This window comes from Streptomyces sp. NPDC055506 (assembly GCF_053643595.1).
This window is the reverse complement of record NZ_JBSHKH010000014.1, coordinates 1-24,271: the sequence shown is the minus strand read 5'-3', so window position 1 is coordinate 24,271 and position 24,271 is coordinate 1. Positions and strand designations below refer to the sequence as shown.

At 70.7% G+C, this 24,271-nt stretch carries 21 protein-coding genes and 1 pseudogene; 10 read left to right on the top strand and 12 right to left on the bottom strand.

Annotated features, from left to right (window positions below):
• Nucleotides 1–252: 252 nt before the first annotated feature.
• The 3 genes from ACWIF2_RS08260 to ACWIF2_RS08250 all read right to left on the bottom strand — a co-directional run bounded on the left by ACWIF2_RS08260 (nt 253) and on the right by ACWIF2_RS08250 (nt 5,130).
• Entirely contained in the window at nt 253–1,212 is a 960-nt protein-coding gene (locus ACWIF2_RS08260) for a M28 family metallopeptidase (protein WP_454359332.1), read from the bottom strand.
• 11 nt (nt 1,213–1,223) lie between these two features.
• Nucleotides 1,224–3,992: a hypothetical protein gene (locus ACWIF2_RS08255; RefSeq protein ID WP_454359330.1), complete on the bottom strand. Its 2,769-nt coding sequence runs from the start codon at nt 3,990–3,992 to the stop codon at nt 1,224–1,226.
• A gap of 133 nt (nt 3,993–4,125) precedes the next feature.
• Entirely contained in the window at nt 4,126–5,130 is a 1,005-nt protein-coding gene (locus ACWIF2_RS08250; RefSeq protein WP_454359329.1) for a LacI family DNA-binding transcriptional regulator, read from the bottom strand.
• 111 nt (nt 5,131–5,241) lie between these two features.
• Between ACWIF2_RS08250 and ACWIF2_RS08245 the strand changes: the two genes are divergently transcribed.
• Nucleotides 5,242–6,405, top strand: a complete 1,164-nt coding sequence (locus ACWIF2_RS08245; protein ID WP_454359328.1) for a Gfo/Idh/MocA family protein — start codon at nt 5,242–5,244, stop codon at nt 6,403–6,405.
• A 4-nt stretch (nt 6,406–6,409) separates the two neighbouring features.
• Here ACWIF2_RS08245 and ACWIF2_RS08240 read toward each other — a convergent pair whose 3' ends face one another.
• Nucleotides 6,410–7,021: a TMEM175 family protein gene (locus ACWIF2_RS08240; protein WP_454359327.1), complete on the bottom strand. Its 612-nt coding sequence runs from the start codon at nt 7,019–7,021 to the stop codon at nt 6,410–6,412.
• Between the two features lie 25 nt (nt 7,022–7,046).
• On the bottom strand, nt 7,047–8,081 hold the full coding sequence (locus ACWIF2_RS08235; RefSeq protein WP_454359326.1) for a LacI family DNA-binding transcriptional regulator: 1,035 nt from the start codon (nt 8,079–8,081) through the stop codon (nt 7,047–7,049).
• A gap of 108 nt (nt 8,082–8,189) precedes the next feature.
• On the opposite strand from ACWIF2_RS08235, the gene ACWIF2_RS08230 reads away from it, so the two are divergent.
• From ACWIF2_RS08230 to ACWIF2_RS08220, 3 genes are read left to right on the top strand one after another with little or no spacing between them, the layout of a single operon-like run.
• Complete coding sequence (locus ACWIF2_RS08230) at nt 8,190–9,347, top strand: phytanoyl-CoA dioxygenase family protein (RefSeq protein ID WP_454359324.1); 1,158 nt, start codon at nt 8,190–8,192, stop codon at nt 9,345–9,347.
• A gap of 7 nt (nt 9,348–9,354) precedes the next feature.
• Entirely contained in the window at nt 9,355–10,131 is a 777-nt protein-coding gene (locus ACWIF2_RS08225; protein ID WP_454359323.1) for an SDR family oxidoreductase, read from the top strand.
• 54 nt (nt 10,132–10,185) lie between these two features.
• A complete protein-coding gene (locus ACWIF2_RS08220; RefSeq protein WP_454359322.1) occupies nt 10,186–11,190 on the top strand; it encodes a Gfo/Idh/MocA family protein in 1,005 nt (334 codons plus the stop codon).
• 21 nt (nt 11,191–11,211) lie between these two features.
• Here ACWIF2_RS08220 and ACWIF2_RS08215 read toward each other — a convergent pair whose 3' ends face one another.
• Nucleotides 11,212–11,814 (bottom strand): GOLPH3/VPS74 family protein, encoded by a 603-nt coding sequence (locus tag ACWIF2_RS08215; protein ID WP_454359320.1) that lies wholly within the window; start codon nt 11,812–11,814, stop codon nt 11,212–11,214.
• 123 nt (nt 11,815–11,937) lie between these two features.
• Here ACWIF2_RS08215 and ACWIF2_RS08210 point away from each other — a divergent pair, with 123 nt between their 5' ends.
• Nucleotides 11,938–12,960, top strand: a complete 1,023-nt coding sequence (locus tag ACWIF2_RS08210) for a Gfo/Idh/MocA family protein (RefSeq protein WP_454359319.1) — start codon at nt 11,938–11,940, stop codon at nt 12,958–12,960.
• A gap of 119 nt (nt 12,961–13,079) precedes the next feature.
• On the opposite strand, the gene ACWIF2_RS08205 is transcribed toward ACWIF2_RS08210, so the two are convergent.
• The 6 genes from ACWIF2_RS08205 to ACWIF2_RS08180 form a co-directional block, all read right to left on the bottom strand.
• Nucleotides 13,080–13,466, bottom strand: coding sequence for a hypothetical protein (locus tag ACWIF2_RS08205; protein ID WP_454359317.1), 387 nt, complete (start codon nt 13,464–13,466; stop codon nt 13,080–13,082).
• 308 nt (nt 13,467–13,774) lie between these two features.
• Nucleotides 13,775–14,797: a Gfo/Idh/MocA family protein gene (locus ACWIF2_RS08200; RefSeq protein WP_454359315.1), complete on the bottom strand. Its 1,023-nt coding sequence runs from the start codon at nt 14,795–14,797 to the stop codon at nt 13,775–13,777.
• Nucleotides 14,798–14,822: 25 nt separating this feature from the next.
• Nucleotides 14,823–15,725, bottom strand: coding sequence for a sugar phosphate isomerase/epimerase family protein (locus ACWIF2_RS08195; protein ID WP_454359314.1), 903 nt, complete (start codon nt 15,723–15,725; stop codon nt 14,823–14,825).
• Nucleotide 15,726: 1 nt separating this feature from the next.
• Nucleotides 15,727–16,638 (bottom strand): ATP-binding cassette domain-containing protein, encoded by a 912-nt coding sequence (locus ACWIF2_RS08190; protein ID WP_454359312.1) that lies wholly within the window; start codon nt 16,636–16,638, stop codon nt 15,727–15,729.
• Between the two features lie 5 nt (nt 16,639–16,643).
• Complete coding sequence (locus ACWIF2_RS08185) at nt 16,644–17,717, bottom strand: ABC transporter permease (RefSeq protein WP_454359310.1); 1,074 nt, start codon at nt 17,715–17,717, stop codon at nt 16,644–16,646.
• Complete coding sequence (locus ACWIF2_RS08180; protein WP_454359308.1) at nt 17,717–18,736, bottom strand: sugar ABC transporter substrate-binding protein; 1,020 nt, start codon at nt 18,734–18,736, stop codon at nt 17,717–17,719. The genes ACWIF2_RS08185 and ACWIF2_RS08180 overlap by 1 nt, the downstream gene beginning before the upstream one ends.
• A 323-nt stretch (nt 18,737–19,059) precedes the next feature.
• Here ACWIF2_RS08180 and iolC point away from each other — a divergent pair, with 323 nt between their 5' ends.
• The 5 genes and pseudogenes from iolC to ACWIF2_RS08155 all read left to right on the top strand — a co-directional run.
• Nucleotides 19,060–20,037, top strand: coding sequence for a 5-dehydro-2-deoxygluconokinase (gene iolC / locus ACWIF2_RS08175; protein ID WP_454359307.1), 978 nt, complete (start codon nt 19,060–19,062; stop codon nt 20,035–20,037).
• Nucleotides 20,038–20,050: 13 nt separating this feature from the next.
• Entirely contained in the window at nt 20,051–20,929 is an 879-nt protein-coding gene (locus ACWIF2_RS08170; RefSeq protein WP_454359305.1) for a Cgl0159 family (beta/alpha)8-fold protein, read from the top strand.
• A gap of 57 nt (nt 20,930–20,986) precedes the next feature.
• Nucleotides 20,987–21,879: pseudogene (gene iolB, locus ACWIF2_RS08165) on the top strand (5-deoxy-glucuronate isomerase).
• Nucleotides 21,876–23,750, top strand: a complete 1,875-nt coding sequence (gene iolD, locus ACWIF2_RS08160; RefSeq protein WP_454359303.1) for a 3D-(3,5/4)-trihydroxycyclohexane-1,2-dione acylhydrolase (decyclizing) — start codon at nt 21,876–21,878, stop codon at nt 23,748–23,750. Before iolB ends, iolD begins: the two are co-directional and overlap by 4 nt.
• A 40-nt stretch (nt 23,751–23,790) precedes the next feature.
• On the top strand, nt 23,791–24,271 hold a 481-nt coding region (locus ACWIF2_RS08155), incomplete at its 3' end, for an aldehyde dehydrogenase family protein (RefSeq protein WP_454359301.1).

Below are 24,271 nucleotides of genomic sequence, written 5' to 3'. Positions count from 1 at the left end.
CAACTCCCTACTCGGGCATACGGGTTGATACCTACTTGGACCTCAACCACTAACTGCGCGCACGCGTCCGGGAGATCTCCGGCCAGCGGACGGCCGTGGAACTGCCCTGGAAGGGCTGTGCGCGGCGAAGGCGGCCGTGGGGGCGTGCTGCTTGGCCTGCTCTCCGGTGCTCGGACGGGCTTGAGTCGGCATGCGTTGCCCTCCCTGAGGGAGTGCCTGTCGAACGGGGGGGCGCATGCAGGGAAGACTGACTCATGCGGCGACGGCTTCGGCGAGTACGGTCGCCAGGGTGAATCTCGTGATGTCGGCGAGATAGCCGTAATCGAGCGTGTCCGGGGCGTCGGAGGTTCGGTGGTAGTGCGGGTTCCCCTCCCCTTCGTACGCACCGATCGCCACATCGCCCCGCGCTTCGAACGGCATGTAGTCACTGGCGAAGATGGGACCCAGTCGCACCGGCAGCGACGTGTGGTCCACCGCCGCCTGCGCCATTACCTCGCCGAAGGCGTGCGAGGCGGCGTCGTTGCCCGGCACGGCGTTGCCCAGGTCGCGCTCCACCGTCACGGTGCCGTCCGCCGGAGGTCGGCCCACCATGTCGAGGTTCACCACCCGCAGGGCCGAGACCCCCGCGGCCTGGAGCGCCGCCGCGTATGCCGTGGCACCCCAGAGTCCCTGCTCCTCGCCCGAGAAGGCCACGAACCGGACCGTGCCTGCCAGGGCGACCGGGGCGAGCAGGCGGGCGATCTCCAGGGTCGCGGCCACCCCGCTGGCGTTGTCGTCCGCGCCCGGCGCGCGTGCCGTGGCGTCGTCCGGGTTCTGCATACGGCAGTCGTAGTGGGCGCACAGGATGATGACGGGCCCGTCGGCCGCTGTGCCGGGCTTGGTGCAGATCACGTTGTCGGCGCTGTGACCGGCGTTGATCCAGGTGCGTCTGGTCACCTCCGGGTATCCCGCCACCGACAGCCGGCCGGCGACCTCGTCGGCCGCCGGTCCGATGAACGGCGAGAAGGTGTGCCGCGTCGGGAAGTCAGCCAGGGCCTCCACGGTGTCGCGCAGGGCGTCCGCCGACACCGAGGCGACGAGCGGGGCGATCGACTCGTCCGCCCGCTTGCCCGCCACCCCGCGTTCCGCCGGCACGAAGGGTTCTGCGGGGCTGGGCGGATGGCCCTTGAGCGGTGGCGCGAGGGGCAGGCCATCGAGTACGTCGCGGTCCATCTCCTGCCTCCTCAGCCGGCCTGGAGGGCGGGTCGGCAGTAGGCACAGCCGTTGTAGCCGCGGGCGAGCGCGTCCTCGGCGCGCAGGAAGGGCACCTTGCTGCCGGCGCCGAGCCTGGACCAGTGCGGGCAGGTGGAGACGTGCAGTTCGCCGCTGTGCGGGTTGCCGAAGAAGAAGTCCTCCAGTTCCTGCACGGCCGTGATCTGGATGGTCATCCGCCCCGCGAGCTGACCGTCCTGGTACTGGGTGGCCACGAACGGATAGAGCCGGAGGTGCTCGCCGTGCTCGGAGAAGTCGATGGTGATGTCGGCCGCCACCCGGTCGTCGGGCTCCAGCGTGAACCCCTCGACGGCGGCCGTTCCGCCTCCGGGCATCTCCAGCGTGGAGCGGACGGCGCCCGTCTCGGTCACGGTGCAGCCGGTCAGCTCCGCGTCCTGTGTGACGCGGGTCAGCGTGCGGATCGAGACCCGGGTGTCGTCCGGCAGGGCCGTCGCGTCCAGTTGCCAGGAACCTGTGGTCCTGGCGAGCCCGCCGCGCAGCGTGATCGACATGTGCGTCCTGCCGCCCAGTGCGGCTAGCTGCGGCGCCACGTTCCGCTGCGCCACGTTGTTGTCGAACCGCACCAGGAGACCGTGCGGCACCGGCCCGTTGAGGGTGGCGGTGATGGCGGGGTCGGGGGCTCCGTGCACGACGGCGACCAGGCATTCGTGGTCGGCGATCTGCGGGGTCCACACGAGCGGCCCCACCCGCACCGCCCCGCCCGCGGGGATCGGCTGGTCGATGACCACCGTGCCCAGCGACCGGAAGTGCGTGGGCCAGAGCATCCCCGTGCCCGGATCGCACCGGAACGCCTCCACCTGGAACGCGCCGCTCGCGGCCTCCTGGGTCCCTCGGTTGTGCACCCGCACATAGAGGAAGTTAGGCCGGTCGTTGACGGGCGGCTGGTGGCCGAGCTCGGGATTGTCACCGGCGCTGATGTCGTTGTTGCGGACCCAGATGTCCGGCGACGACCAGTGCGGGACGCCGCTCGGCACCGCGCCGAGATCGGCCGGGTTGTCGCCGATGTAGACGTCCACCGGCCGCGGCGCCCACAGCCCCTGGTTCACGAAGGCCTCGTCCATCACCTTGCTGTAGAGGCCGCCGGTGAGCGTGGAGTCGGCCGTGATGCAGCCCCTGGCCATGCTCACGGCATGGCTGCGGGCCGAGGTTGTGTCGTCCGGCACGATGAGCAGCATCTCCAGCATCGTCCTGTTGATCGCGTCGGCCGCCGCGATCCGTACGGCGGGATCGGGCGAGTCGCCTCCCATGCCCAGGTAGCACCGCCACAGTGCCGTGCCGAGCATCGAGTTGCGCAGGTTGAAGTCGAAGCCGTTGAACGCCGGCGCGTCGAAGCGCTGGGGGAGGTCGAGCCGTCGCACCGCGCTCCACTGGTCGGTCGCGTTGTTGTCGAAGGGGAACGTCTCCGTGCGCCGGTGTCCGTGGGGGTTGAACCGGTCGCGGTAGATCGCGGGGAGCGCGTCACAGACGCTGTGCTCATACGCGAGAGAGCCACCGTGCTCTGCGCCGAGCCACTGGAACACGCCGTGGGTGTACTCGTGGCCGATGACCCCCAGGTCGGCCGAGTCCGGTGCGCCGCCCTCGCCAAAGCGGATCCGCGGGGGCGTCGCCGAGCCGAGCCACGAGCTCTGGTCGGCGCCGTTGTGGGCCTGGGCGTCCACGTCGACCTTGACCATGTTGGTGTTGAGCGCCGTGTTGCCCAGAGTGCGCAGGTAGCGCGCGAAGGAGTCGAGCCAGTAGTAGGCGTTGGCGCTCAGGAAGGCACGGTCGGCGGGGTAGGTCCGGTAGGAGAAGTCCGGCGACTCCTCCTCCGGCTGGGGGAAGGCCGGGCTGTCCCGGTCGATACACCTGAACCACTCCCCGTCGAGCCGGAACCTGCCCCCGACGGCGGGAGCGACCTCCGCCTGGACGTCGTGGCAGAGGGCGTCGAGGGTGGCCGTACTGGAATGGCCGTGCACCGTGCCGTCGTCGGACTCGGTCACGGGGTCGGGCATGAAGACCTTGAGATCGGCCGTCACATATTTCCCGGCGAGGGCGAGCCACAGCAGTTTCCCGGACACGGCGTCGACGACGACCCGGAAATGTTCGAAGGGGCCGGTGGTCTCGACGAGCAGATCGTGCACGAGATGGAGGGCGCCGTCGGGCTTCTGCCCCTTTTTCAGCAGGGCGATCGACGCGGTGGGATAGTCGGTCTCCGGCAATGAGGGCCTGGCCGTGTCCCGCAGATACACCAGTTCGTCCCTGACGATGCCGACGGACGCGAAATCGCCCTGGAACGGCGCCAGGGCGTTCTTCCGCACGGCGTCGAGCGGCTGGGCCGTGCCGGGGTCGGGGGCATCCGTGACATCGACCTCCGCCGTGTGGTCGACCTGGACGACGGCGGCCTGGTTCACATCGGCGACGGCCTGAACCGTGGCGCCCACGATCGGCAGGTCGTGGTGGAACTGCTGGTAGCGCACGCGCAGGGTGGCCGCGCCTTCGGTGGAGTCCACCTCGCGCAGGTCGATGCGCTCGGTCTTGAGGTCCTGGGAGCGCGCCTTCAGGAAACGATCGATGGCCTTGCGAGCCGTCGGGGCGCGGGTCAGGGTCGCCCCGGGATCCGCGTAGGCCCGCAGAACACCGTCGGCGTCCGCGTGTTCACCCACATCCGGAACCATTCTCAGCGGCTTGTCGGCCTCCGGGCCCGGCATGTTCCTCTGCTTTTCGGCGCGGTGCGGATCCATGATGCCTCCTCCAGCGAAAGTGGAGGGAAAGGAAGAAAACGCCAAGCCGCCTTGGCACTCTCGGATTTGGGGGTGTCGGGATAAATTCTAGTCCCGCCCGTCAGGAGCGGCGACTCGGGAAATCCCGCCGGAATCAGCCTCGTTGAAAACGAAACGTGGTTCCCCGGACCTCCAGCGTCGGCGTCGCCAGGTGCACGCGCCCCTCTCCCCCGGGTCGTTCGAAACGGTCGAGGAGGAAACGGGCGGCGCGGCGGCCGACCTCGTGGCCGGCGTTGTCGACGGTGGTGAGCCACAGATGGCGCAGCCGGGAGATGCTCGTGTTGTCGTAGCCGACGAGGGACACGTCGTGCGGCACGCGCAGGCCCAGTTCCTCCGCCGCCGAGAGGGCGCCCACGCAGGTGATGTCGTTGACGGCGAAGACGGCCGTAGGCCGGTCGGGGCGGTTGAGGAGGCGGACGGCGGCCCGGTAGCCGCCCTCCTCGGTCATGTCGCCGGTCTCGACGACGGCCCGGTCCGCCAGGCCGTGCTCCCGCATCGTCGCCTCGAAGCTGCGGCGGCGCAGTTCGCCGACGGCTCCGTAGCCGGCGAGGTGTGCGATGCGGTGGTGTCCGAGGCCGATGAGGTGCTCGGTGACCAGCCGGGCGCCCTTCTCGTCGTCTCCCGCGACCTGATCCACCCCGGGCGGCACCGGCTCGCGGGCGCCGGCCAGGACGACCGGCATCCGCGCGGCGACCGCGCCGAGGGCCGCCGGGTCGGGCAGGGTGCCGACCACGACCAGCCCGTCGACGCGCAGGTCCAGCAGCGGGTCGGCCGGGTCCTGGCCGGTGCGGCGGTTGAGGCGCGCGTCGGCCAGCAGCATGTGCAGGCCGTGGGCGTGCAGCAGGGAGTTCAGGCCGTCGAGGAGGTCGACGAACCAGGGGTTGCGCAGATCGTTCAGCAGGACGCCGACCGTGCGGGTGCGCTGTTCGCTGAGACTGCGGGCGGCGGCGTTGGGCCGGTAGCCGAGCTCCCGGGCGGCCCGGAGCACGGCTTCCCGCTTCTCGGGCCGTACCTGGTCGGAGCCGCGCAGCACCAGGGAGACCAGCGACTTGGAGACGCCGGCCCGTTCGGCCACGTCACGGATCGTCGGCGGTCTCATGAGATGGACCGTTCCATGCGGGTCACCGGCTTGTCAAAGGGTTGACAGCCACGGGAAACCGCGCTCAGGGTGGGCTGGACAGGTTATGGAACGGTCCAAAAAGGGGCTCTCATGGTCGACACGCTCGGCGTCGCCGTCATCGGATTCGGCTGGATGGGGCGGGTGCACACCCAGGCGTACGCACGCGTGCGGCACCACTATCCGCGGCTGCCCCTCGTTCCGGAGCTGGTGACGGTCGCCGAGGAGGTGCCGGGCCGGGCCGAGGAGGCCGCCGCGCAGTTCGGGTTCGCCTCCACTACGCGCGACTGGCGCGACGTGGTCGCCGACCCTCGGGTGAAGGCGGTCAGCATCACCGCGCCGAACTTCCTGCACCGCGAGATCGGCGTCGCCATGGCCGAGGCGGGCAAGCACATCTGGATCGAGAAGCCGGTGGGTCTGACCGCCGAGGACGCCGGTGCGGTGGCGGACGCGGTCTCGAAGGCGGGTGTACAGGGCACCGTCGGCTTCAACTACCGCAACGCGCCCGCCGTCGAGGCGGCCCGCGAGCTGATCGCCGCCGGGGAGATCGGCACGGTCACCCATGTGCGCGTCCGGCTGTTCAGCGACTACGCGGCTCATCCCGAGGGTGCGCTGACCTGGCGGTACGAGCGGGAGCGGGGCGGCAGCGGGGTGCTGGGCGACTTGGCCTCGCACGGCACGGACCTGGCCCGGCATCTGCTCGGTGACATCACGTCCCTCACCGCCGACACCGCGATCTTCCTGCCCGAGCGGGCCCGCCCGACCGGCGCCACGTCGGGCCACAGCCGCGCCTCCGGCGGGGAGATCGGCCCCGTCGAGAACGAGGACTACGTCAGCTGCCTGCTGCGCTTCGCCTCCGGGGCGCGCGGTGTCCTGGAGGCCTGCCGGGTCTCGGTCGGCGAGCAGAACAACTACGGCTTCGAGGTGCACGGCACGAAGGGCGCGGTGTTCTGGGACTTCCGCCGGATGAACGAACTGGGCGTCAGCCGCGGCACGACGTACCAGGACCAGTCCGTCACCACGGTGTACGTCGGCCCGGGCCACGGCGAGTTCGCCGCGTTCCAGCCCGGTGCGGCGAACTCGATGGGGTACGACGACCTGAAGGTCATCGAGGCGTACCGCTTCCTGCGGTCGGTCGCGGAGGGCATCCCGCACGGGGCGACGCTCACGGACGCCGTGCACAGCGCCGCCGCGCTGGACGCGATGGCACGGTCGGCGGCCAGTGGTGCCTGGGCGGACGTGTCCGCGCGGGCGTGACGTCTCAGGACTGCTTCTGAAGGCGGCGGCCGAGGAGGAACCTCACCGGGACGAGGACGAGCCACAGCCACATGGCGTGGGACCCCATCACCAGGGCCAGCGGGACGGTCACGGCGAACACCGCCACCATCGTGGCGCTGTCGAGGAGGTAGAGCGTGGTGCCGGCCTCCGACGGCGTGCCGTGGCGGAGCCAGGGGCGTTTGGCCAGGAGGGCGGCGAGCGCCAGGTGGCCGGCGCCCATCGCGGCGACCGCTGCCGCGTAGACGGCGACCGAGACGGGCTCGTCGCCGTACTCCGCGAGCAGCCTGGTCGGGAAGGGCACCAGGGCCGCGACACCCAGTCCGGCGATGGACAGGGTGATCACCTGTCCATCAATTTCCCGCACATCACGGAAGATCCTGCGGTGGTCGTGCCAGAAACTGCCGAGCACCGTGACGCTGAGCGCGTAGGCCCCGAGGTCCGGGAGCAGCCCGCGCAGGGCCTGGCCGTACTGGTCCGCGTCCAGTCCGCGCGGTACGTAGAGGTCCAGGACCAGCAGCGTGATGGCGATGGCGAACACGCCGTCGGCGAGCGTCAGCAACCGGTCGGGGCCGCCGTCCGGGCGCGATGTCCACATGAGGACGACGGTAAGGCACCCTGCCTCACACACCCGCGGCCTGCGGCGGCATGTTGTACGGCGTCACCACCTGGATCGCGGACGGCAGGGTCGGTCCCGCCGGCGGCAGCGCGTCGTGCGCCCGCATGACGGTGTGGCAGGCCTCGCGCACGTCCTGGCGCAGGTCGTGGTGGAGCACGGCGGACAGGCGGTGCTCGCGCAGCAGCCGGGTGTTGTCGTGGTCGAGGTCGTGCGCGACGAACACGGCGCACTCGCGGCCGAGGTCCTCGAACGCCCTGAGCGTGGCGATGTTGCCGCCGCCGATCGAGTACACGGCGCGGATCTCCGGGTCGCGTTCCAGCGCGGCCCGCACGAGGTCGTACTGGGTGGCGTCCAGGCCCTGCCCCTCGGCGATCTCGACCAGTGTGCGCTCGGGGTGCCGGGCGCGCATCCCGCCGCGGAAGCCCATCTCGCGCTCCTCCTCGTTGCGGAAGAAGCCGCTGCTGAGGCTGGTGAGGATGTTGCCCGGCCGGCCGCCGAGCCACTGCCCCATCAGATAGGCGGCCGTCGCCCCGGCCGCCCGGTCGTCTATGCCGACATAGGCGCGGCGGGCGCTGGCGGGCAGGTCGGTCACCAGGGTCACGACCGGGATGCCGGCCGCTTCGAGCCGGCCGACGGCCGCGGTGACCTCGGGGACGTCCGGGGCCTTGAGGATCACGCCCTGCGAGCCGCGCCGGGCGATCCGGTCGAGGGTCCGCACCAGTTCCCCGGCCGGGCCGGTCTCGCGGAAGTGGAAGCGGGAGCGCAGCACCGCCGGGTGGAGGGACGGCAGCTCGGCCTCCAGGGCGGCGCGGATCGCCGTGGTGAAGCGCTCGGGTGCCTGCATCACGATGTCGACCATGAACGTCCGGCCCACCAGCCTGACCTGGGTGCGCTGGCGGTCCAGGTCGGCTATCGCCCGGCGCACCTCCCGCGCGGTGCTCTCCCGCACCCCGCCCCGGCCGTTGAGCACCCGGTCGACGGTCGCCTCGCTCAGTCCCGCCTGACGAGCGATCTCCCGGATCGGGAAGGGGTGGCCCATGCGCCGGCTCCTTGAGGGGTTTTTGATGGCTGCCTGCTGGTTGTTCGAGGGGTTTGTACTGACAAGAATGACAGGGCTGCGTCGCTCCGTGACCCCGAAGGGACGACGATGTCCTTCACTTCCGTACACCACCGTGCCTGGCTGTCCGAGCAGGACTGCGATCTCGACGCTTTCCGCGCGCTGGTCGAGCAGGCGACGGACCCCGCCGACTATCCGCACGCCTCCGCGGTGGAGCGGAACGTGCCGGTCTACGAGGCCGGTCTGCTCGAGGGCGACCGGGTGGTCCAGGCCGAACTGTCCCGCGCGCTCGCCGACGGCCCCGGCATCGTCGTCTTCCGCGGTGCCTTTCCCGACCTGGAGGTCGTGGACCGGGCCACCGCCGTGTTCGAGGCCCTGATCGCCGAGCAGCGCGCCTCGGGCGCGACGGCCGGTGACCATTTCGCGAAGCCGGGCGCCAACGACCGGGTGTGGAACGCGCTGGAGAAGGCGGCCCTGTACGACGCGGAGGCCTTCGCCGACTACTACGCCAACGAGGTGCTCGCGCTGGTCGCCTCGGCCTGGCTGGGCCCGGGCTACCAGGTCACCTCCCAGCTCAACGTGGTCAACCCGGGCGGTGCCGCGCAGAGCGCGCACCGCGACTACCACCTGGGCTTCCTGTCGAACGAGGTCGCCGCCGCCTACCCCGCGCACGTGCACCGCCTCTCCCCCGTGCTGACCCTCCAGGGCGCGGTCGCGCACTGCGACATGCCGGTGGAGTCCGGGCCGACGATGTATCTGCCGCACTCGCAGAAGTACGAGCCCGGCTATCTCGCCTGGCGGCTCCCCGGGTTCCGGGCGTACTTCGAGGCGCACCAGGTGCAGCTGCCGCTCGCGAAGGGCGACGCGGTCTTCTTCAACCCGGCGCTCTTCCACGCGGCCGGCACCAACCGCTCGGCGGACATCCGGCGCATGGCGAACCTGCTTCAGGTGTCGTCCGCGTTCGGGCGGGCGATGGAGACGGTGGACCGGGAGGCCGTGGCGAACGCGGTGTACCCGGCGCTGCTCAAGCGCCGGGCCGAGGGCGCCGACCAGGCATGGCTGGACCGGGTGATCGCGGCGAGCGCCGAGGGCTACCCCTTCCCCACCAACCTCGACAGCGACCCGCCGATCGACGGCCTGGCCCCGCCCTCGCAGGCGGATCTCCTGCGCCGGGCGCTGCGCGAGAAGTGGACCCCGGAGGCGCTCCGCGCGGAGCTGCGGGCCGGTACCGAACGGCGAGAGAGCTGAGGAATTCGTGGGACTTCTCGACGACAAGGTCGTCCTGGTCAACGGTGGCAGCCAGGGCGTCGGCGCCGCCGTCGCGCGGGCCGCGGTCCGCGAGGGGGCGGTCGTGGCCGTCACCGGGCGGCGTCCCGAGCCGGGCGAGGCCCTGGTGGAGGAGCTGATCGCCGCGGGCGGCAAGGCCCTGTACATACGGGCCGACCTGTCGGACGCCGAGCAGGCGAAGGCCTCCGTGGCCCGCGTCGTCCAGGCGTACGGCCGCGTCGACTGCCTGGTGAACTCGGCCGGGCTGACCTCCCGCGGGACGCTGCTGGACACCACGCCCGAGCTGTTCGACCAGCACATCGGGATCAACCTCAAGGGACCGTTCTTCGCCATGCAGGCGGCGGTCGCGGACATGGTCACGCGCGAGGCGCCCGGCACGGTCGTCAACATCATCACGTCGTCGGCACACGGCGGGCAGCCGTTTCTCGCGCCGTACGTCGCCGCGAAGGCGGGGCTGATCGGGCTGACCCGCAACGCCGCGCACGCGCACCGGTGGGACCGGGTCCGGATCAACGGGCTGAACATCGGCTGGACCGCGACGGAGGGCGAGGACGCGACCCAGCGGGCGTTCCACGGGGCCGGGGACGACTGGCCTGAGCAGGCCGCGGAGAAGTTGCCGATGGGCAAGCTGGGCCAGCCGGACGAGATCGCCGACTTCGTGGTCCTGCTGCTGTCGGATCGGTCCGGGGTGGTCACCGGGTCGATCATCGATTGGGATCAGAACGTGCTCGGTGGACTCGACTGAGGAACAAAGGCGCGTAGCAGCACCCCCCCCCGTTTACACCAAGGAGCAATACCCATGCGTATCGGAATCCTCGGCCTCGGCCGTATCGGCGCCTTCCACGCCGAGACCCTCTCCGGGCTCGACGCCGTCGAGTCGCTCGTCGTCACCGACCCGTTCGCGGGTGCCGCCAAGGCCGCGGCCGAGCGGTTCGGCGCCGAGGTCGTGGACTCGCCCGAGGCCCTGCTGGCCGCCGGCGTGGACGGCATCGTGATCGCGGCGGCGACCGACGCCCACCCGGGGCTGATCCTGGCCGGGGTCGAGGCCGGTGTGCCCGTCTTCTGCGAGAAGCCCGTCGCGAAGACCATGAGCGAGGGCGTCGAGGTGCTCAAGGCCGTCCAGGGCAGGGACGTGCCGATCCAGATCGGCTACAACCGCCGCTTCGACGCCGGGTTCGTCGCCGCGCGGGCCGCCGTCCAGGCCGGTGAGCTGGGCACGCTGCACACCGTGCGGTCGACCACGCTGGACCCGGCGCCGCCCCCGGCCGCGTACATCGCAGCCTCCGGCGGTATCTTCCGCGACTGCTCGGTGCACGACTTCGACATCATCCGCTGGGTGACCGGCCGTGAGGTGACCGAGGTGTACGCCGTGGGCGGCAACCGGGGCGCCGACTACATCAAGGAGGCCGGTGACGCCGACACCACCGGCGCGATCCTCACCCTCGACGACGGCACGATCGCCGTGGTCTCCAACTCCCGGCACAACGCCCGTGGTCACGACGTCCGCATGGAGATCCACGGTTTCACGGACTCCATCGCCGTAGGCCTGGAGGACAAGCTGCCGCTGCGCTCGGTCGAGCCGGGCGTCACCTTCCCGGCGGGCACCCCGCACGACTTCTTCATGGACCGGTTCACCGAGGCCTACCGCGCCGAACTGACCGCGTTCACCGAGGTCGTCGCCGGCACCCGCCCCTCCCCCTGCACGATCGAGGACGCCCTGGAGGCGGGCTGGATCGCCGACGCGTGCACCCTGTCGCTGCACGAGCACCGCCCGGTGACCATCGAGGAGGTACGGGTGGCCTGAGGTCGTGGCGGCCGCCGTGGCTCACGGAGCGCGCCAGACGTTGGCGAACGCCTCGTCCTCGAGGGTCCGCCGACGGCGGACGGCGTCCAGCTCCGTCACGGCGTCGACCACCGCGGCGAGTACGGTACGGGCCGCGTCGTCGGGCTCCGGGAGGTCCTCGGGCACCTCGTCGCGCAACCCGACGGCGGCCGCGAGTGTGGCGAGCACCGGCTCGTCGGTCGCCCAGCGGTGCAGGGCGCGCTGCCGGGCAGGGGACCCGACCGGCTTCGGCCCGGTGCCGCGGAAGGGGATCCAGGAGGCCCGCGGCCGTGCGACGACCCCCTCTTCCTGGAGGACGGTCACGTACTCCTCGGCCAGTCCACGGCCTCTGCGCCACAGCCAGTCCTCGATCGGCTCGTACGGCGCCTCGCGCACGAGCGCCGTCGCGGCCCGCTCCAGCAGAGGGTCCTCGAGGGACGGCGCCGGGCGGGGCACGATGCGGTCACCGTCCAGCGTCACCACCTCGGCACCGAGCAGGTCGATCACCTCGGCCCCGGCCAGCCCGAGCGACAGGTCGCCCTGCGTCACCGGCCGGCCGCCGGCCGCGTCCGTCGCCACGATCATCAGGTCGTGTGCTGTACCCATCACCGCTCCCCTCGAAGGCACTGATCACGCTACGCCGCTGCCGCCCGAGGGGCGACCAGGATCTTTGCGCACACCATCGACGCACGAGCACCGTCCCGTGACGATCAAGGAGACATGGCAGGCATGAGCGAACCAGTCCGGGAACCACTGCGCATAGGACTGCTGGGAGCCGCGCGGATCACCGAACGCTCCCTGATCGACCCGGCCCGGGCGACCGGCCACCGTCTCGTCGCGGTGGCCGCCCGCGACCGTGCCCGGGCCGAGGCGTTCGCCGCCGGGCACGGTGTGGAGCGGGTGGCGGGGTCGTACGCCGAGCTGGTGGCCGATCCCGAGATCGACGTCGTCTACAACCCGCTCGCCAACGGCCTGCACGGCCCGTGGAACCTGGCCGCCCTGGCGGCGGGCAAGCACGTCCTGTCGGAGAAGCCGTCGGCGAGCAACACGGAGGAGGCGGCGGAGGTACGGCAGGCCGCCCGTAAGGCCGGGACGGTCTTCATGGAGGCCTTCCACTACCTCTTCCATCCCGTCACCCGCCGCCTGCACGAGCTGCTGGCCTCGGGCGAACTCGGCGAACTCCGGCATGTCGAGGCCATGGTCGCCATCGCCGCGCCGCCGGACACCGACCCTCGCTGGTCGCTGCCGCTGGCCGGCGGCGCCCTGATGGACCTGGGCTGCTACAGCCTGCACGCGCTGCGGATGCTGGCCCCCTGGGCGGGCGGCGCACCGCGTCTGGCCGGGGCCAGGGGCGGGGAGCGGGCGGGTGCGCCCGGGGTCGACGAGTGGCTGGACGCCGATCTGGAGTTCCCCGGCGGCGCGACGGGCTCCGCCCGCTGTCATATGGCGTACGACGGCCTGGACATGAGCATCCGGATCGTCGGCTCCCGGGGCGAGGCCACGGCCGCCAACTTCGTGCTGCCTCAGATGGACGACCGGGTCGTGGTCCGCACCCCGGAGGGCGAGCGCACGGAGCGGCTCGGGACGCGCTCGTCGTACACGTACCAGCTGGAGGCGTTCGCCACCGCGGTGCGGGACGGTGCGGCGCTGCCGCTGGACGCGGACGACGCGGTGACGACGATGGAGCTCATCGACGCGTCCTACCGTGCGGCGGGCTTCGAGCCGCGGCCGCGTACGACGCTCGCGGGCTGAGGGACCGTCGGCGGCGACGCCCTGGATCGGGCAAAACGACTTTCCGCCCCGACTGGGAGGCGGGGCGGAAGGTCCGGAATCATCGTGGAGTATGCCGCGCCAGGCGGGGCCTTACTCCATCACCACTTCTTGCAGGCGGTTCCGAGGAGCTGCTGGTTGTCGACACGCTTGATCGACCCGCAGCTCTTGATTCCGACTCCCTTGGCGTATGTGGCGTTGATCTTGAATTTGTAACTGCAGCTGCCACCCGTGCTGCTGCCACCGCAAATCATGGTGTGCGTCTTGGTCGGCGAGGTGGTGGCGAAATAGGTGAACTGATACTGGGCAGGGCCTTGCGGTTCCGGGAGCCCGTGGATAGTGACAGAGTTGACGTGGGTACCGCTGCCGAAGATCACCATTTCCACGTTGCCGCCGGTGACTGTCGTATCGGCACTTGCCGGTGCGGATGCCATGGCCGTCATAGCCACTGCTGCGACCCCGGCGCCGATCAGTCTCCTGACCTTCACGTTCCTTACCTCCTCAGCTCTCCCCTGACGCCACTTCACGTGGCGCGCTGGCGAGTTGAAGAGTACATGAAATGATCTACCGGGTGGCTGGTCTCCGAAGGACTTGAGGGTGCCTTTGCCGGGGGAGATCCCGCTGATCCGGATCATGCGCCCGCAGCGCTTGACCCATACGTCTCCACCGCGAACACGTCCGCACCGACGCCGCAGGCCGCCCGTTGCAGATGCAGATCGGCGAACTCGCCCAGATCGGCACACGGTCAGCAACAGCGGATCATGACTCCCCTGCCCCCGGTCCGGCAACCAACAACTCAACGGTACAGAGCGGGCTTCTCCACCAGCGCCACCTCTACGCGGCCCCCGTCCTGAAGTGCCCGTACGCCCGACTCGCACACCGCGGCCACGGCGTAGCCGTCCCAGGCGCTCGGGCCGGTGACCTCGCCGCGCTGGGCGGCGTCCACCCAGGCCTGGACCTCACGGTCGTAGGCGTCGGCGAACCGCTCGATGTAGTCCTGGGCGATGATGCCGCCCCAGCGGCCGGCGGCGTGGGTGACCATGGCGTGGCCGTCGCCGACGCGGGCGGTGCCGCGTTCGCAGACGACCTCGGCCTGGACCTGGTAGCCGAAGCCGCAGTTGACGTAGATCTCGACGTCGACGACGGCGCCGCCGTCGGTCTCGAACACGACGAACTGCGGGTCGCGGATGCCGTCCGGCGCGTTCCCCGACGGCGCCGGGGCGAGCACGGTGACGGCCGTGATCTCCTGGCCGAGCAGCCAGCGGGTGACGTCCATCTCGTGCGTCACCGAGTCGTTGATGAGCATCTCGGACGTCCAACCGGGCGGGCTGGCGACATTGCGGTGCCGGTTGTGCAGCATCAGGGGACGGCCCAACTGGCCCGTCTCCAGCAGGGACTTGAGCTTCATGTACTCGGCGTCGTAGCGCCGCATGAAGCCCACCTGGACCCGGCGGTACCCGAGCCCCTGCTCGGCCCGCACCACGCGCAGCGCGGCGGCCGCGTCAGGGGTGAGCGGCTTCTCGCACAGCACCGGCAGGTCGTGCTCGAAGGCCGCGAGGAGCGCCGCCTCGTGGGCGGGGCCCGGCGAGGCGACGATGACCGCGTCGACGTCGGCCGCCCCCATCGCGGCGGCCGGGTCAGTGTGAACCGTGCAGTTGTCGACGCGGGCCGCGACGGCTTTCGCGCGGTCCGCGTCGACGTCCACCACAGCGGTCACCCGCGCTCCGCTGATGACCTCCTCGATGCGGCGGACATGGTCCGCGCCCATCTTTCCGGTACCGATGACTGCGACTCCGAGCGTGTGCGGACGCTGGGTCATGGTGATCGGCCGTCCTTTCGGGTCGTCAGGCGCCGCAGGACCTCAGGAACTTACGGGTGCGCACCGCGATCGGCAACGGCTTGTCCGGCTCACAGGGGTACATGTCCTGCTCGACGATGGCGAACAGGTCCACGCCCAGCTTCTGGGCGGCCGTGAGGACCGGGCCCATCTCGGGGACGCCCGCCGGCGGTTCGCACATCACACCGCGCGCCACCGCGGGGCCGAAGGGCACCTCGTTCTTGACGACGTCGGCGAGGATCTCCGGGTCGACCTGCTTGAGGTGGAGGTAGCCGATGCGCTCCCCGTACGTCTCGATCAGTTTGACGCTGTCGCCGCCGCAGTAGGCGTAGTGCCCGGTGTCCAGGCACAGGTTGACATGCTCGGAGTCGGTCGAGTCGAGGAACTGCTCGACGTGCGCCTCGGTGTCGATGTGGGTGTCGGCGTGCGGGTGGACGACGATGTCCAGGCCGTACTTGTCCTTCACCTCGCGGCCGAGGCGCTCCATGCCGGTGGTGAGGTTGCGCCACTGCTCGGTGGTGAGCTCCGGCGCCTCCAGGATCTCGGCGGTCTTGTCGTCGCGCCAGAAGGACGGGATGACGACGAGGTGCTTGGCGTCCATGGCCTGGGTGAGCGCGGCCACGTTGCTGACCTGCTCCCAGGTGGAGTCCCACTCGGAGGGGCCGCGGTGCAGTCCGCAGAAGATGGTGCCGGCGGAGACCTTCAGGTTCCGCTTGGCCACCTCGTCGGTGAGCCGGGCCGGGTCGGTCGGCAGGTAGCCGTAGGGGCCGAGTTCGATCCACGAGTAGCCGGCTTCGGCGACCTCGTCGAGGAAGCGTGCCCAGGGCACCTGCTGGGGGTCGTCGGGGAACCAGACGCCCCAGGAGTCGGGGGCGGAGCCGACCCGGATGCGGTCGAGCGCGAGGGCCATGTCAGGACTTTCCTTCCGAGGACGTGGCTACGGGAGCGGTGAGGTCCCCCTCGTCGGGGAGCTCTTCGACGTCGACACCGCGGACAGCGCTCAGCTCGTGCTTGAGCGCGGCCAGTTCGGTGCCGCCGGCCATGTGGTTGGTCAGCTCCTCGAGGCTGACCTCGCTGCGGGAGGCGGACAGGTCCAGGGTGCCGAGGCGCAGCACGCTGAAGTGGTCGCCGACCATGTAGGCGTGGTGGGGGTTGTGGGTGATGAAGATGACGCCGAGGCCCTTCTCGCGGGCGGCGGCGATGTACTTCAGCACCACACCGGACTGCTTGACGCCGAGGGCGGCGGTGGGCTCGTCCAGGATGAGGACGCGGGCGCCGAAGTAGACGGCCCGGGCGATGGCCACGCACTGGCGCTGACCGCCGGAGAGCGTGCCGATGGGCTGCTCCAGGTCGTCCAGGACGATACCCATGGCGCGCAGTTCCTCGTCCGCGGTCTTCTTCATCGTCTCGATGTCGAGACGGCGCACGGGCCAGGGGCCCTTGGTCATCTCCGAGCCGAGGAAGAAGTTGCGCCACACCGGCATCAGCGGGACGACGGCCAGGTCCTGGTAGACCGTGGCGATGCCCTTGTCCAGGGCCTCGCGCGGCGTGGAGAAGTGCACGGGTTCGCCGTCGACGAGGAACTCGCCCTCGGTGTGCTGGTGCAGCCCGGAGATGATTTTGATCAAGGTGGACTTGCCGGCGCCGTTGTCGCCGAGCACACAGGTCACCTTGCCCGCGTGGACAGTCAGATCGACGCCGTGCAGGGCCCGGATGTTGCCGTAGGACTTGCCCGCGGCCTTCAGCTCGACCACGGGACGGTCGTCCGCGGGACGGGTCTCCTTCAGAACGGCCCCGTCGGTGCCGGTGGAGTTGCTTGTCATTCCGATCACCTCCGGGTCGCTTGCTTGCGGACCCACAGATTGACGAGGGTGGCGCCTACGAGCATCACGCCGAGGAAGGTCTTGAACCAGTCGGGGTTCCAGGTGGCGTAGACGATGCCCAACTGGACCAGGCCGAACATGAAAGCGCCGAAAACCGGGCCGATGATCGTGCCGTAGCCGCCGGTCAGCAGACAGCCGCCGACCACCGCCGCGGCGATGTAGATCAGCTCGTTGCCCACGCCCTCACCGGACTGCACGGTGTTGTACTGGAACAGGTTGTGCATGCCGACGAACCAAGCGCCGAAGCCGACCAGCATGAACAGCGAGATCTTGGTGAAGTTCACCGGGACGCCGACGGCGCGGGCGCTGTCCTTGTTGCCGCCGGCCGCGAAGATCCAGTTGCCGTACTTGGTGCGCAGCAGGACCCACGTGGCCAGCGCCGCGAAAGCCAGCCACCACAAGATGGTGATCTTGACGTTGACTCCGGCGATGTCGAAGGACGAGGCGAACACGGCCTTGGCCTGGTCGAAGCCGTCCATGTCGCTGATGTTGTCGGTGGCGACGTTGCCGGTGACCAGCTTGGTCACCGCCAGGTTCGCGCCCTGCAGGCCCATGAACGTGCCCAGGGTGACCAGGAAGCTCGGCAGCCCGGTCTTCACCAGCAGCCAGCCGTTGAAGAAGCCGATGGCCAGGGACACCACCAGGGCCGCGATCACGCCGACCCAGACGTTCAGGGTCAGCTGGAAGGCGGTCATGCTCGCCGTCAGCGCCGAGGCGACCGGCGCGACGCCGGAGGACAGGTCGAACTCGCCGCCGATCATCAGCAGCGCCACGGGCAGGACCATGATCCCGATGGTCGACGCCTGGTAGAGGACCGTCGACATCGCACTGCCCTGGCGCAGTGTCGGCGCCATGATCAGGAAGAAGATCAGGACGGCCAGGGCGCCGAGGAGGACGCCCACCTCGGGCCGAGCGAGCAGTCTCAGCCCCAGGGAGCGCTGCCGGGTCCGCCCGTCCTTGCCGGGGCCGGAGGCCGGCGGTGTGTCCACCGCCGGCGCAGCCTGCTGGGTCATGCTCATCACCGGGTGCCCTTCGCGGCGAACTCCCCGATCGTGTCGACGTTCGACTTGTCGACGAAGGCCGGGCCGGTCAGCACGGGCTGCTCGCCGCCACCGCTGTAGTTTCCGTTGTTCTTGTAGAGCCACAGGCCATCGACGGCCAGGTAGCCCTGGAGGTAGGGCTGCTGGTCGACGGCGAACTGGATGGATTCGTCCTTGACGGCCTTGATGAGTTCCTTGTCGAGGTCGAAGGTCGCGACCTTCGCCTTGCTGCCGGCATCACCCACCGACTGCACCGCGGTCAGCGCGAACGGGGCGCCGAGCGTGACGACGTAGTCGATGGAGGAGTCCTGCCTCAGCTTGGCGGTGAGCGTCGTCTTCACCGACGGCTTGTCGGCGCCGTTGACGTTCTCCCTGCTGAGCTTGCCGTTGAACGTCTTCTCCACCCCATCACAACGCTGGGTCAGACCGACGTTGCCCTGCTCCTGGATGACACAGAGCGCGTGCTTCGCGCCGACCTCGTTGAGTTTCTTGCCGAACGCCTCACCCGCCACGGACTCGTCCTGGCCGAAGAACTCCAGCATGTTGAACTTCTTCCACTCGCTCAGGCCGGAGTTCAGACCGACGACGGGTATGCCGGCCTGCTCCGCCTTGCCGATGACGCCCTTCATGGCGTCCGGCTTGGCGAGCGTGACCGCGATGCCGTCGACCTTCTGGTCGATCGCGGTCTGGACGAGGTTGGCCTGGTTGCCCGCGTTCGGGTCGGCGGAGTAGATGAGCTTGATGTTGTCCTTGGCGGCCGCGGCCTCGGCACCCTTGCGGACGGTGTCCCAGAAGGTGTCGCCGGGCGCCTGGTGGGTGACCAGGGCGACGGTCATGCGCGGCGTGGTCGCCTTGCCGGCGGAGGCGTTCGCTGCGCCTTCCTCGGCACCCTTGCCCCCGGAACTGCTGGAGCAGCCGGCGAGAGTCAGGGCCGCTGCCGCGGCCACGGCGACGACGGGCGCGATTCTGCGGGAGCGGGGGTGAGAAGAGCGGTCCATCTTTCCTGGCACCTCACTGTGCTACTGCGGGGGAAAGGGGAGGGATCACGAAGGGATCCGTGGTCCCGGAGCCTTACGGAGTCCGGATCATGATGCCGCAAACAGACTGTGGCGATGCCACGGGATACAAGTCCCTGCCGCGCCCGCTGTCAATACTTTGTTAAGACATCATTTCACAAGCAGGTCCGAATGTAAGTACAAACTATTGACAGCGCCGCCCTCCGAGACCTACACCTGAGGGGCGGCAGGTCCCTTGGAACCACGCCCCCACCGTGTCAGGGCGCCCCGGGACCCGCATCCCCAGCTTCCCGAGGAGGTCGCGCATGGCCGGGCCGGCACAGCATTTCGACTTGATCACGATGGGGCGCATCGGCGTCGACCTCTATCCCCTGCAGACCGGGGTCTCCCTGGACCGTGTGGAGACGTTCGGGAAATTCCTGGGAGGTTCGGCGGCCAATGTGTCGGTCGCCGCGGCCCGACTGGGACGCCGTACGGCGGTGATCACCCGCACCGGAGACGACCCCTTCGGCACCTATCTGCACGAGGAGCTGAAGTCCTTCGGCGTCGACGACCGCTGGGTCACCCCGGTCGAGGCGTACCCCACCCCGATCACGTTCTGCGAGATCTTCCCGCCGGACGACTTCCCGCTGTACTTCTACCGCCGCCCCAAGGCCCCGGATCTGGAGATCCAGACCGACGAGCTGGACTTCTTCGCGATCCGCGGGGCCCGCATCTTCTGGATCACCGGCACCGGCCTGAGCGAGGAGCCGAGCCGCTCCGCCACGCTCGCCGCCCTCAAGGCCCGCGACAAGTCCGGCATCACCGTCTTCGACCTCGACTGGCGGCCGATGTTCTGGCGCGACCCCGACGAGGCCCGTCCGTACTATCGCGAGGCGCTGCGGCACGCGACCGTCGCGGTCGGCAACCTCGACGAGTGCGAGATCGCCACCGGCGTGCGCGAACCGCAGGCCTGCGCCGACGCGCTGCTGGAGGCGGGCGTGGAACTGGCCGTCGTCAAGCAGGGCCCCAAGGGCGTCCTCGCCGTGCACCGCGACGGCACCCGGGCCGAGGTGCCGCCGGTGCCGGTCGAGGTGGTCAACGGCCTGGGCGCGGGCGACGCCTTCGGCGGCTCGCTCTGCCACGGCCTGCTCTCCGGCTGGGACCTGGAGAAGATCATGCGCCACGCCAACGCCGCCGGCGCCCTGGTCGCCTCCCGCCTCGCCTGCTCCTCCGCGATGCCGACCGAGTCCGAGGTCGCCGGCCTCCTCGCCGAGGCGTCGTCGCCGAGCACGAGCCTCTGAAACGGAGCCCGCATTGAACATCGGCATCCCCGACCTCACCACGGTCAGAGCGCGGAACCCCGAGGCGGTCGCCGAAGCGGCCGCCCGCCGGGTGCGCCGCCCGCTGATCGGCGACAGCGGCCGGCTGATGATCGTGGCCGCCGACCACCCGGCGCGCGGCGCCCTCGCGGTCGGCGACCGGCGCCTGGCCATGGCCAACCGCGCCGATCTGCTGGAACGGCTGTGTGCCGCGCTGTCCCGGCCCGGCGTCGACGGGGTGCTCGCCACCGCCGACATCCTGGAGGATCTGCTCCTGCTCGGGGTGCTGGAGAACAAGGTCGTCATGGGCTCGATGAACCGCGGCGGACTCGCCGGGGCCTCCTTCGAGATGGACGACCGTTTCACCGGTCACCGCGCCGAGGACATCGCCCGGCTCCGCTTCGACGCGGGCAAGCTCCTGGTGCGCATCGACTACGACGACCCGGGCTCGCTGACCACCCTGGAGTCCACGGCCCGTGCCGTCGACGCCATGGCGGCCCACCGGCTCCCCCTGTTCGTGGAGCCGTTCATCTCCCGGCGGGTCGACGGCAGGGTCCGCAACGACCTGTCCGCCGATGCGGTCACCCGGTCCGTCGCCATCGCCTCGGGGCTGGGCGGCACCTCCGCGTACACCTGGCTGAAGCTGCCCGTCACCGACGACCCGGACGACATGGCCGAGGTGCTGGAGACCTCCACGCTGCCCGTCGTCCTGCTCGGCGGCGAGGTCGGCGAGGACCAGGAGGGCGCCTACGAACGCTGGCGCAAGTCCCTGCGTCTGCCCACCGTCCAGGGCCTGGTCGTCGGGCGCTCGCTGCTCTACCCGGCCGAGGGCAGCGTGGAACAGGCGGTGGACACGGCCGTCGGCCTGCTGTGATGCACAAGGCACCTGCTGTGTTGCAAGAGGCACCTGCTGTGATCCGAAAGGCACACGATGACGTATCACCTTCCCGCGGGTAAGGCCCTCGGCGGCCCCTACATCGTCGACTCACGCCCGAGAGGGCCGGCTGGGGCCACTCCAGCCTGCGGATCCTGGAGCTGCCGCCGGGCGGCACGCACTCCTTCGAGACCGGCGACAGCGAGTGGATCGTCGTCCCGCTGAGCGGCGGCTGCACGGTCGCCGCGGCGGACGACTTCGGCCGGGACACCTTCGAACTCCAGGGCCGCCGGGACGTCTTCAGCGGCGTCAGCGACTTCGCCTACGTGCCCCGCGACGCCCGCGCGACCGTGACGTCCGCAGTGGGCGGGCGGTTCGCGCTGACCGGCGCGCGCTGCGACCGCCGGCTGCCCGCGCGCTACGGAGCGGCCTCCGACGTGCCCGTGGAGCTGCGGGGCACCGGGAACTGCTCCCGGCAGGTCAACAACTTCGGCGCGGCGGGCGTGTTCGAGTGCGACAAGCTCATCGCGGTCGAGGTGATCACGCCGGGCGGCAACTGGTCGTCGTTCCCGCCGCACAAGCACGACGAGCACCGGCCGGGCGAGGAGTCCGTGCTGGAGGAGATCTACTACTTCGAGTTCGCCGGCCACGACGGCATCCCCGGCCTCGGCTACCAGCGCGTCTCCCCGTCCGGCCCCGGCCGCGACACCGATGTGCTGGCCGAGGTCCGCGACGGCGACGTCGTCCTCATCCCGGACGGCTGGCACGGGCCCTCGATGGCCACCCCCGGCCACCACATGTACTACCTCAACGTCATGGCGGGCCCGGAGGCCGAGCGCGCCTGGCTGATCTGCGACCACCCCGACCACGCCTGGGTCCGCGACACCTGGCCGGACCAGCCGGTCGACCCCCGGCTCCCCCTCTACACCGCCCCGGAGACCTCCGCATGAACGCCCGCACCCGCCGACTGACGACCGCCCAGGCCCTGGTGCGGTTCCTGTCCGCCCAGTACACCGAGCGGGACGGCGTGCGGCGCCGGCTGATCGCCGGGACCTGGGGCATCTTCGGCCATGGCAACGTTGCCGGGGTCGGCCAGGCCCTGCTGGAGGCGGGCGAGGATGTCATGCCGTTCCACCAGGGCCGCAACGAGCAGTCCATGGTGCACGCGGCGGTCGGCTACGCCCGGCAGCTGAACCGGCTGTCCGCGCAGGCGGTGACGACCTCCATCGGCCCGGGCGCCACCAACCTGGTCACCGGTGCCGCGCTGGCCACGATCAACCGGCTGCCGGTGCTGCTGCTGCCCGGCGACTACTTCGCCTCGCACGCCCCCGACCCGCTGCTCCAGCAGCTGGAGCACCCGGTCGAGGCGGATGTGTCGGTCAACGACACGCTGCGCCCGGTGTCGCGGTACTTCGACCGGATCACCCGCCCCGAGGCGCTGATCCCGTCGGCGCTCCAGGCCATGCGCGTGCTGGCCGACCCGGCCGAGACCGGCGCCGTCACCCTCGCCCTGCCCCAGGACGTGCAGGCGCAGGCGTACGACTGGCCGGAGGAGTTCTTCGCCGAACGCGTCTGGTACGTGCGGCGGCCCGCGCCGGACCCGGTGGAGCTGGCGGCGGCCGTCGAGGCGATCCGGGCCGCCGAGCGCCCGCTGATCGTCGCGGGCGGCGGCGTCCACCACAGCGAGGCAGAGCAGGCGCTGAAGGCGTTCGTGGAGGCCACGGGCATCCCCGTCGCCTCCACCCAGGCCGGCAAGGGCTCGCTGCGCCACGACCACCCGGCCGACCTAGGCGGTATCGGCCACACCGGCACGGCCGTCAGCGACGACCTCGCCCGCACCGCCGACCTGGTGATCGGTGTGGGCACCCGCTACACGGACTTCACCACGGCCTCCGGCACGCTCTTCCAGAACCCGGAGGTGCGGTTCCTCAACCTCAACATCACCGGCTTCGACGCGCACAAGCTGGCCGCGCGCCCCCTGGTCTGCGACGCGAGGTCCGGCCTGGACAAGCTGCTGGAGGCGCTCTCCGGCCACCGCGTGAGCGAGGCGTACGAGGCCGAGTACCGCGCCGGCAAGGAACGCTGGGACGAGGTCGTCGAGGCCGTCTATCGCGCCGACGACGAGAACGCCGTGCCGACCCAGACGCAGGTGCTCGGCGCGCTGGACGCGGTTGTCGGCGACCACGACGTGGTGATCAACGCCGCCGGTTCGCTCCCCGGCGATCTGCACAAGCTGTGGCGCTCCCGCAGCCCGCGCCAGTACCACCTGGAGTACGGCTACTCCTGCATGGGCTACGAGATCCCGGCCGGCATCGGCGTCCAGCAGGCCGCCCCGGGCACCCCGGTCTGGGCACTGGTCGGCGACGGCACCTATCTGATGATGCCGACGGAGATCGTCACGGCCGTCCAGGAGGGCCTGCCCGTCAACATCGTCCTCATCCAGAACCACGGCTACGCCTCCATCGGCGGTCTGTCGCAGGAGACCGGCGGCGAGCGCTTCGGCACCGCCTACCGCTTCCGGGCCGCCGACGGCACCTTCACCGGCGACCCGCTCCCCGTCGACCTGGCCGCCAACGCCGCCAGCCTCGGCATGGACGTGCTGCGCGCCAAGACGGTGCGCGAGCTGCGCGAGGCTCTGGCCGCGGCCCGCGCCTCCGACCGGCCGACGTGCGTCTACGTCGAGACCGACCCGGCCCCGACCGCTCCCCCGGCCGAGGCCTGGTGGGACGTGCCGGTGGCCGAGACCGCCTCCCGCGAGGCCGCCGTCGAGGCCCGCGAGCGCTACGACCGCCAGGTCGCCGACCGCCGCCGCCACCTCTGAACTCCCCGCTGACAGCACGCCACGAAAGGCCCCGCACACGATGAAGACCATCACCCACTGGATCGACGGCAAGCCCGTCGAGGGCACCTCCGGCCGCTTCGGCCCCGTCTACGACCCGGCCACCGGCGCCCAGGAGAAGCAGGTCGCCTTCGCGACCGTCGACGAGGTGGACGCCGCCGTCGCCTCCGCCAAGGCCGCCTTCGAGAGCTGGGGCGAGTCCTCCCTGGCCAAGCGCACGGCGATCCTGTTCAAGTACCGCGAGCTGCTGGACGCCCACCGCGACGAGATCGCCGAGCTGATCACCGCCGAGCACGGCAAGGTGCACTCCGACGCGCTCGGCGAGGTCGCGCGCGGCATGGAGATCGTCGAACTCGCGTGCGGGATCTCCGTCCAGCTCAAGGGCGAGCTGTCCACCCAGGTCTCCACCCGGGTCGACGTGGCCTCGATCCGCCAGCCGCTGGGTGTGGTCGCGGGCATCACGCCGTTCAACTTCCCGGCGATGGTGCCGATGTGGATGTTCC

Excerpts from the sequence above, each read along its gene's own strand:
- ACWIF2_RS08260 (WP_454359332.1), bottom strand. The coding sequence starts at position 1,212 with ATGGACCGCGACGTACTCGATGGCCTGCCCCTCGCGCCACCGCTCAAG.
- ACWIF2_RS08255 (WP_454359330.1), bottom strand. The coding sequence starts at position 3,992 with ATGGATCCGCACCGCGCCGAAAAGCAGAGGAACATGCCGGGCCCGGAG.
- ACWIF2_RS08250 (WP_454359329.1), bottom strand. The coding sequence starts at position 5,130 with ATGAGACCGCCGACGATCCGTGACGTGGCCGAACGGGCCGGCGTCTCC.
- ACWIF2_RS08245 (WP_454359328.1), top strand. The coding sequence starts at position 5,242 with ATGGTCGACACGCTCGGCGTCGCCGTCATCGGATTCGGCTGGATGGGG.
- ACWIF2_RS08240 (WP_454359327.1), bottom strand. The coding sequence starts at position 7,021 with ATGTGGACATCGCGCCCGGACGGCGGCCCCGACCGGTTGCTGACGCTC.
- ACWIF2_RS08235 (WP_454359326.1), bottom strand. The coding sequence starts at position 8,081 with ATGGGCCACCCCTTCCCGATCCGGGAGATCGCTCGTCAGGCGGGACTG.
- ACWIF2_RS08230 (WP_454359324.1), top strand. The coding sequence starts at position 8,190 with ATGTCCTTCACTTCCGTACACCACCGTGCCTGGCTGTCCGAGCAGGAC.
- ACWIF2_RS08220 (WP_454359322.1), top strand. The coding sequence starts at position 10,186 with ATGCGTATCGGAATCCTCGGCCTCGGCCGTATCGGCGCCTTCCACGCC.
- ACWIF2_RS08215 (WP_454359320.1), bottom strand. The coding sequence starts at position 11,814 with ATGGGTACAGCACACGACCTGATGATCGTGGCGACGGACGCGGCCGGC.
- ACWIF2_RS08210 (WP_454359319.1), top strand. The coding sequence starts at position 11,938 with ATGAGCGAACCAGTCCGGGAACCACTGCGCATAGGACTGCTGGGAGCC.
- ACWIF2_RS08200 (WP_454359315.1), bottom strand. The coding sequence starts at position 14,797 with ATGACCCAGCGTCCGCACACGCTCGGAGTCGCAGTCATCGGTACCGGA.
- ACWIF2_RS08195 (WP_454359314.1), bottom strand. The coding sequence starts at position 15,725 with ATGGCCCTCGCGCTCGACCGCATCCGGGTCGGCTCCGCCCCCGACTCC.
- ACWIF2_RS08190 (WP_454359312.1), bottom strand. The coding sequence starts at position 16,638 with ATGACAAGCAACTCCACCGGCACCGACGGGGCCGTTCTGAAGGAGACC.
- ACWIF2_RS08185 (WP_454359310.1), bottom strand. The coding sequence starts at position 17,717 with ATGAGCATGACCCAGCAGGCTGCGCCGGCGGTGGACACACCGCCGGCC.
- ACWIF2_RS08180 (WP_454359308.1), bottom strand. The coding sequence starts at position 18,736 with ATGGACCGCTCTTCTCACCCCCGCTCCCGCAGAATCGCGCCCGTCGTC.
- iolC (WP_454359307.1), top strand. The coding sequence starts at position 19,060 with ATGGCCGGGCCGGCACAGCATTTCGACTTGATCACGATGGGGCGCATC.
- iolD (WP_454359303.1), top strand. The coding sequence starts at position 21,876 with ATGAACGCCCGCACCCGCCGACTGACGACCGCCCAGGCCCTGGTGCGG.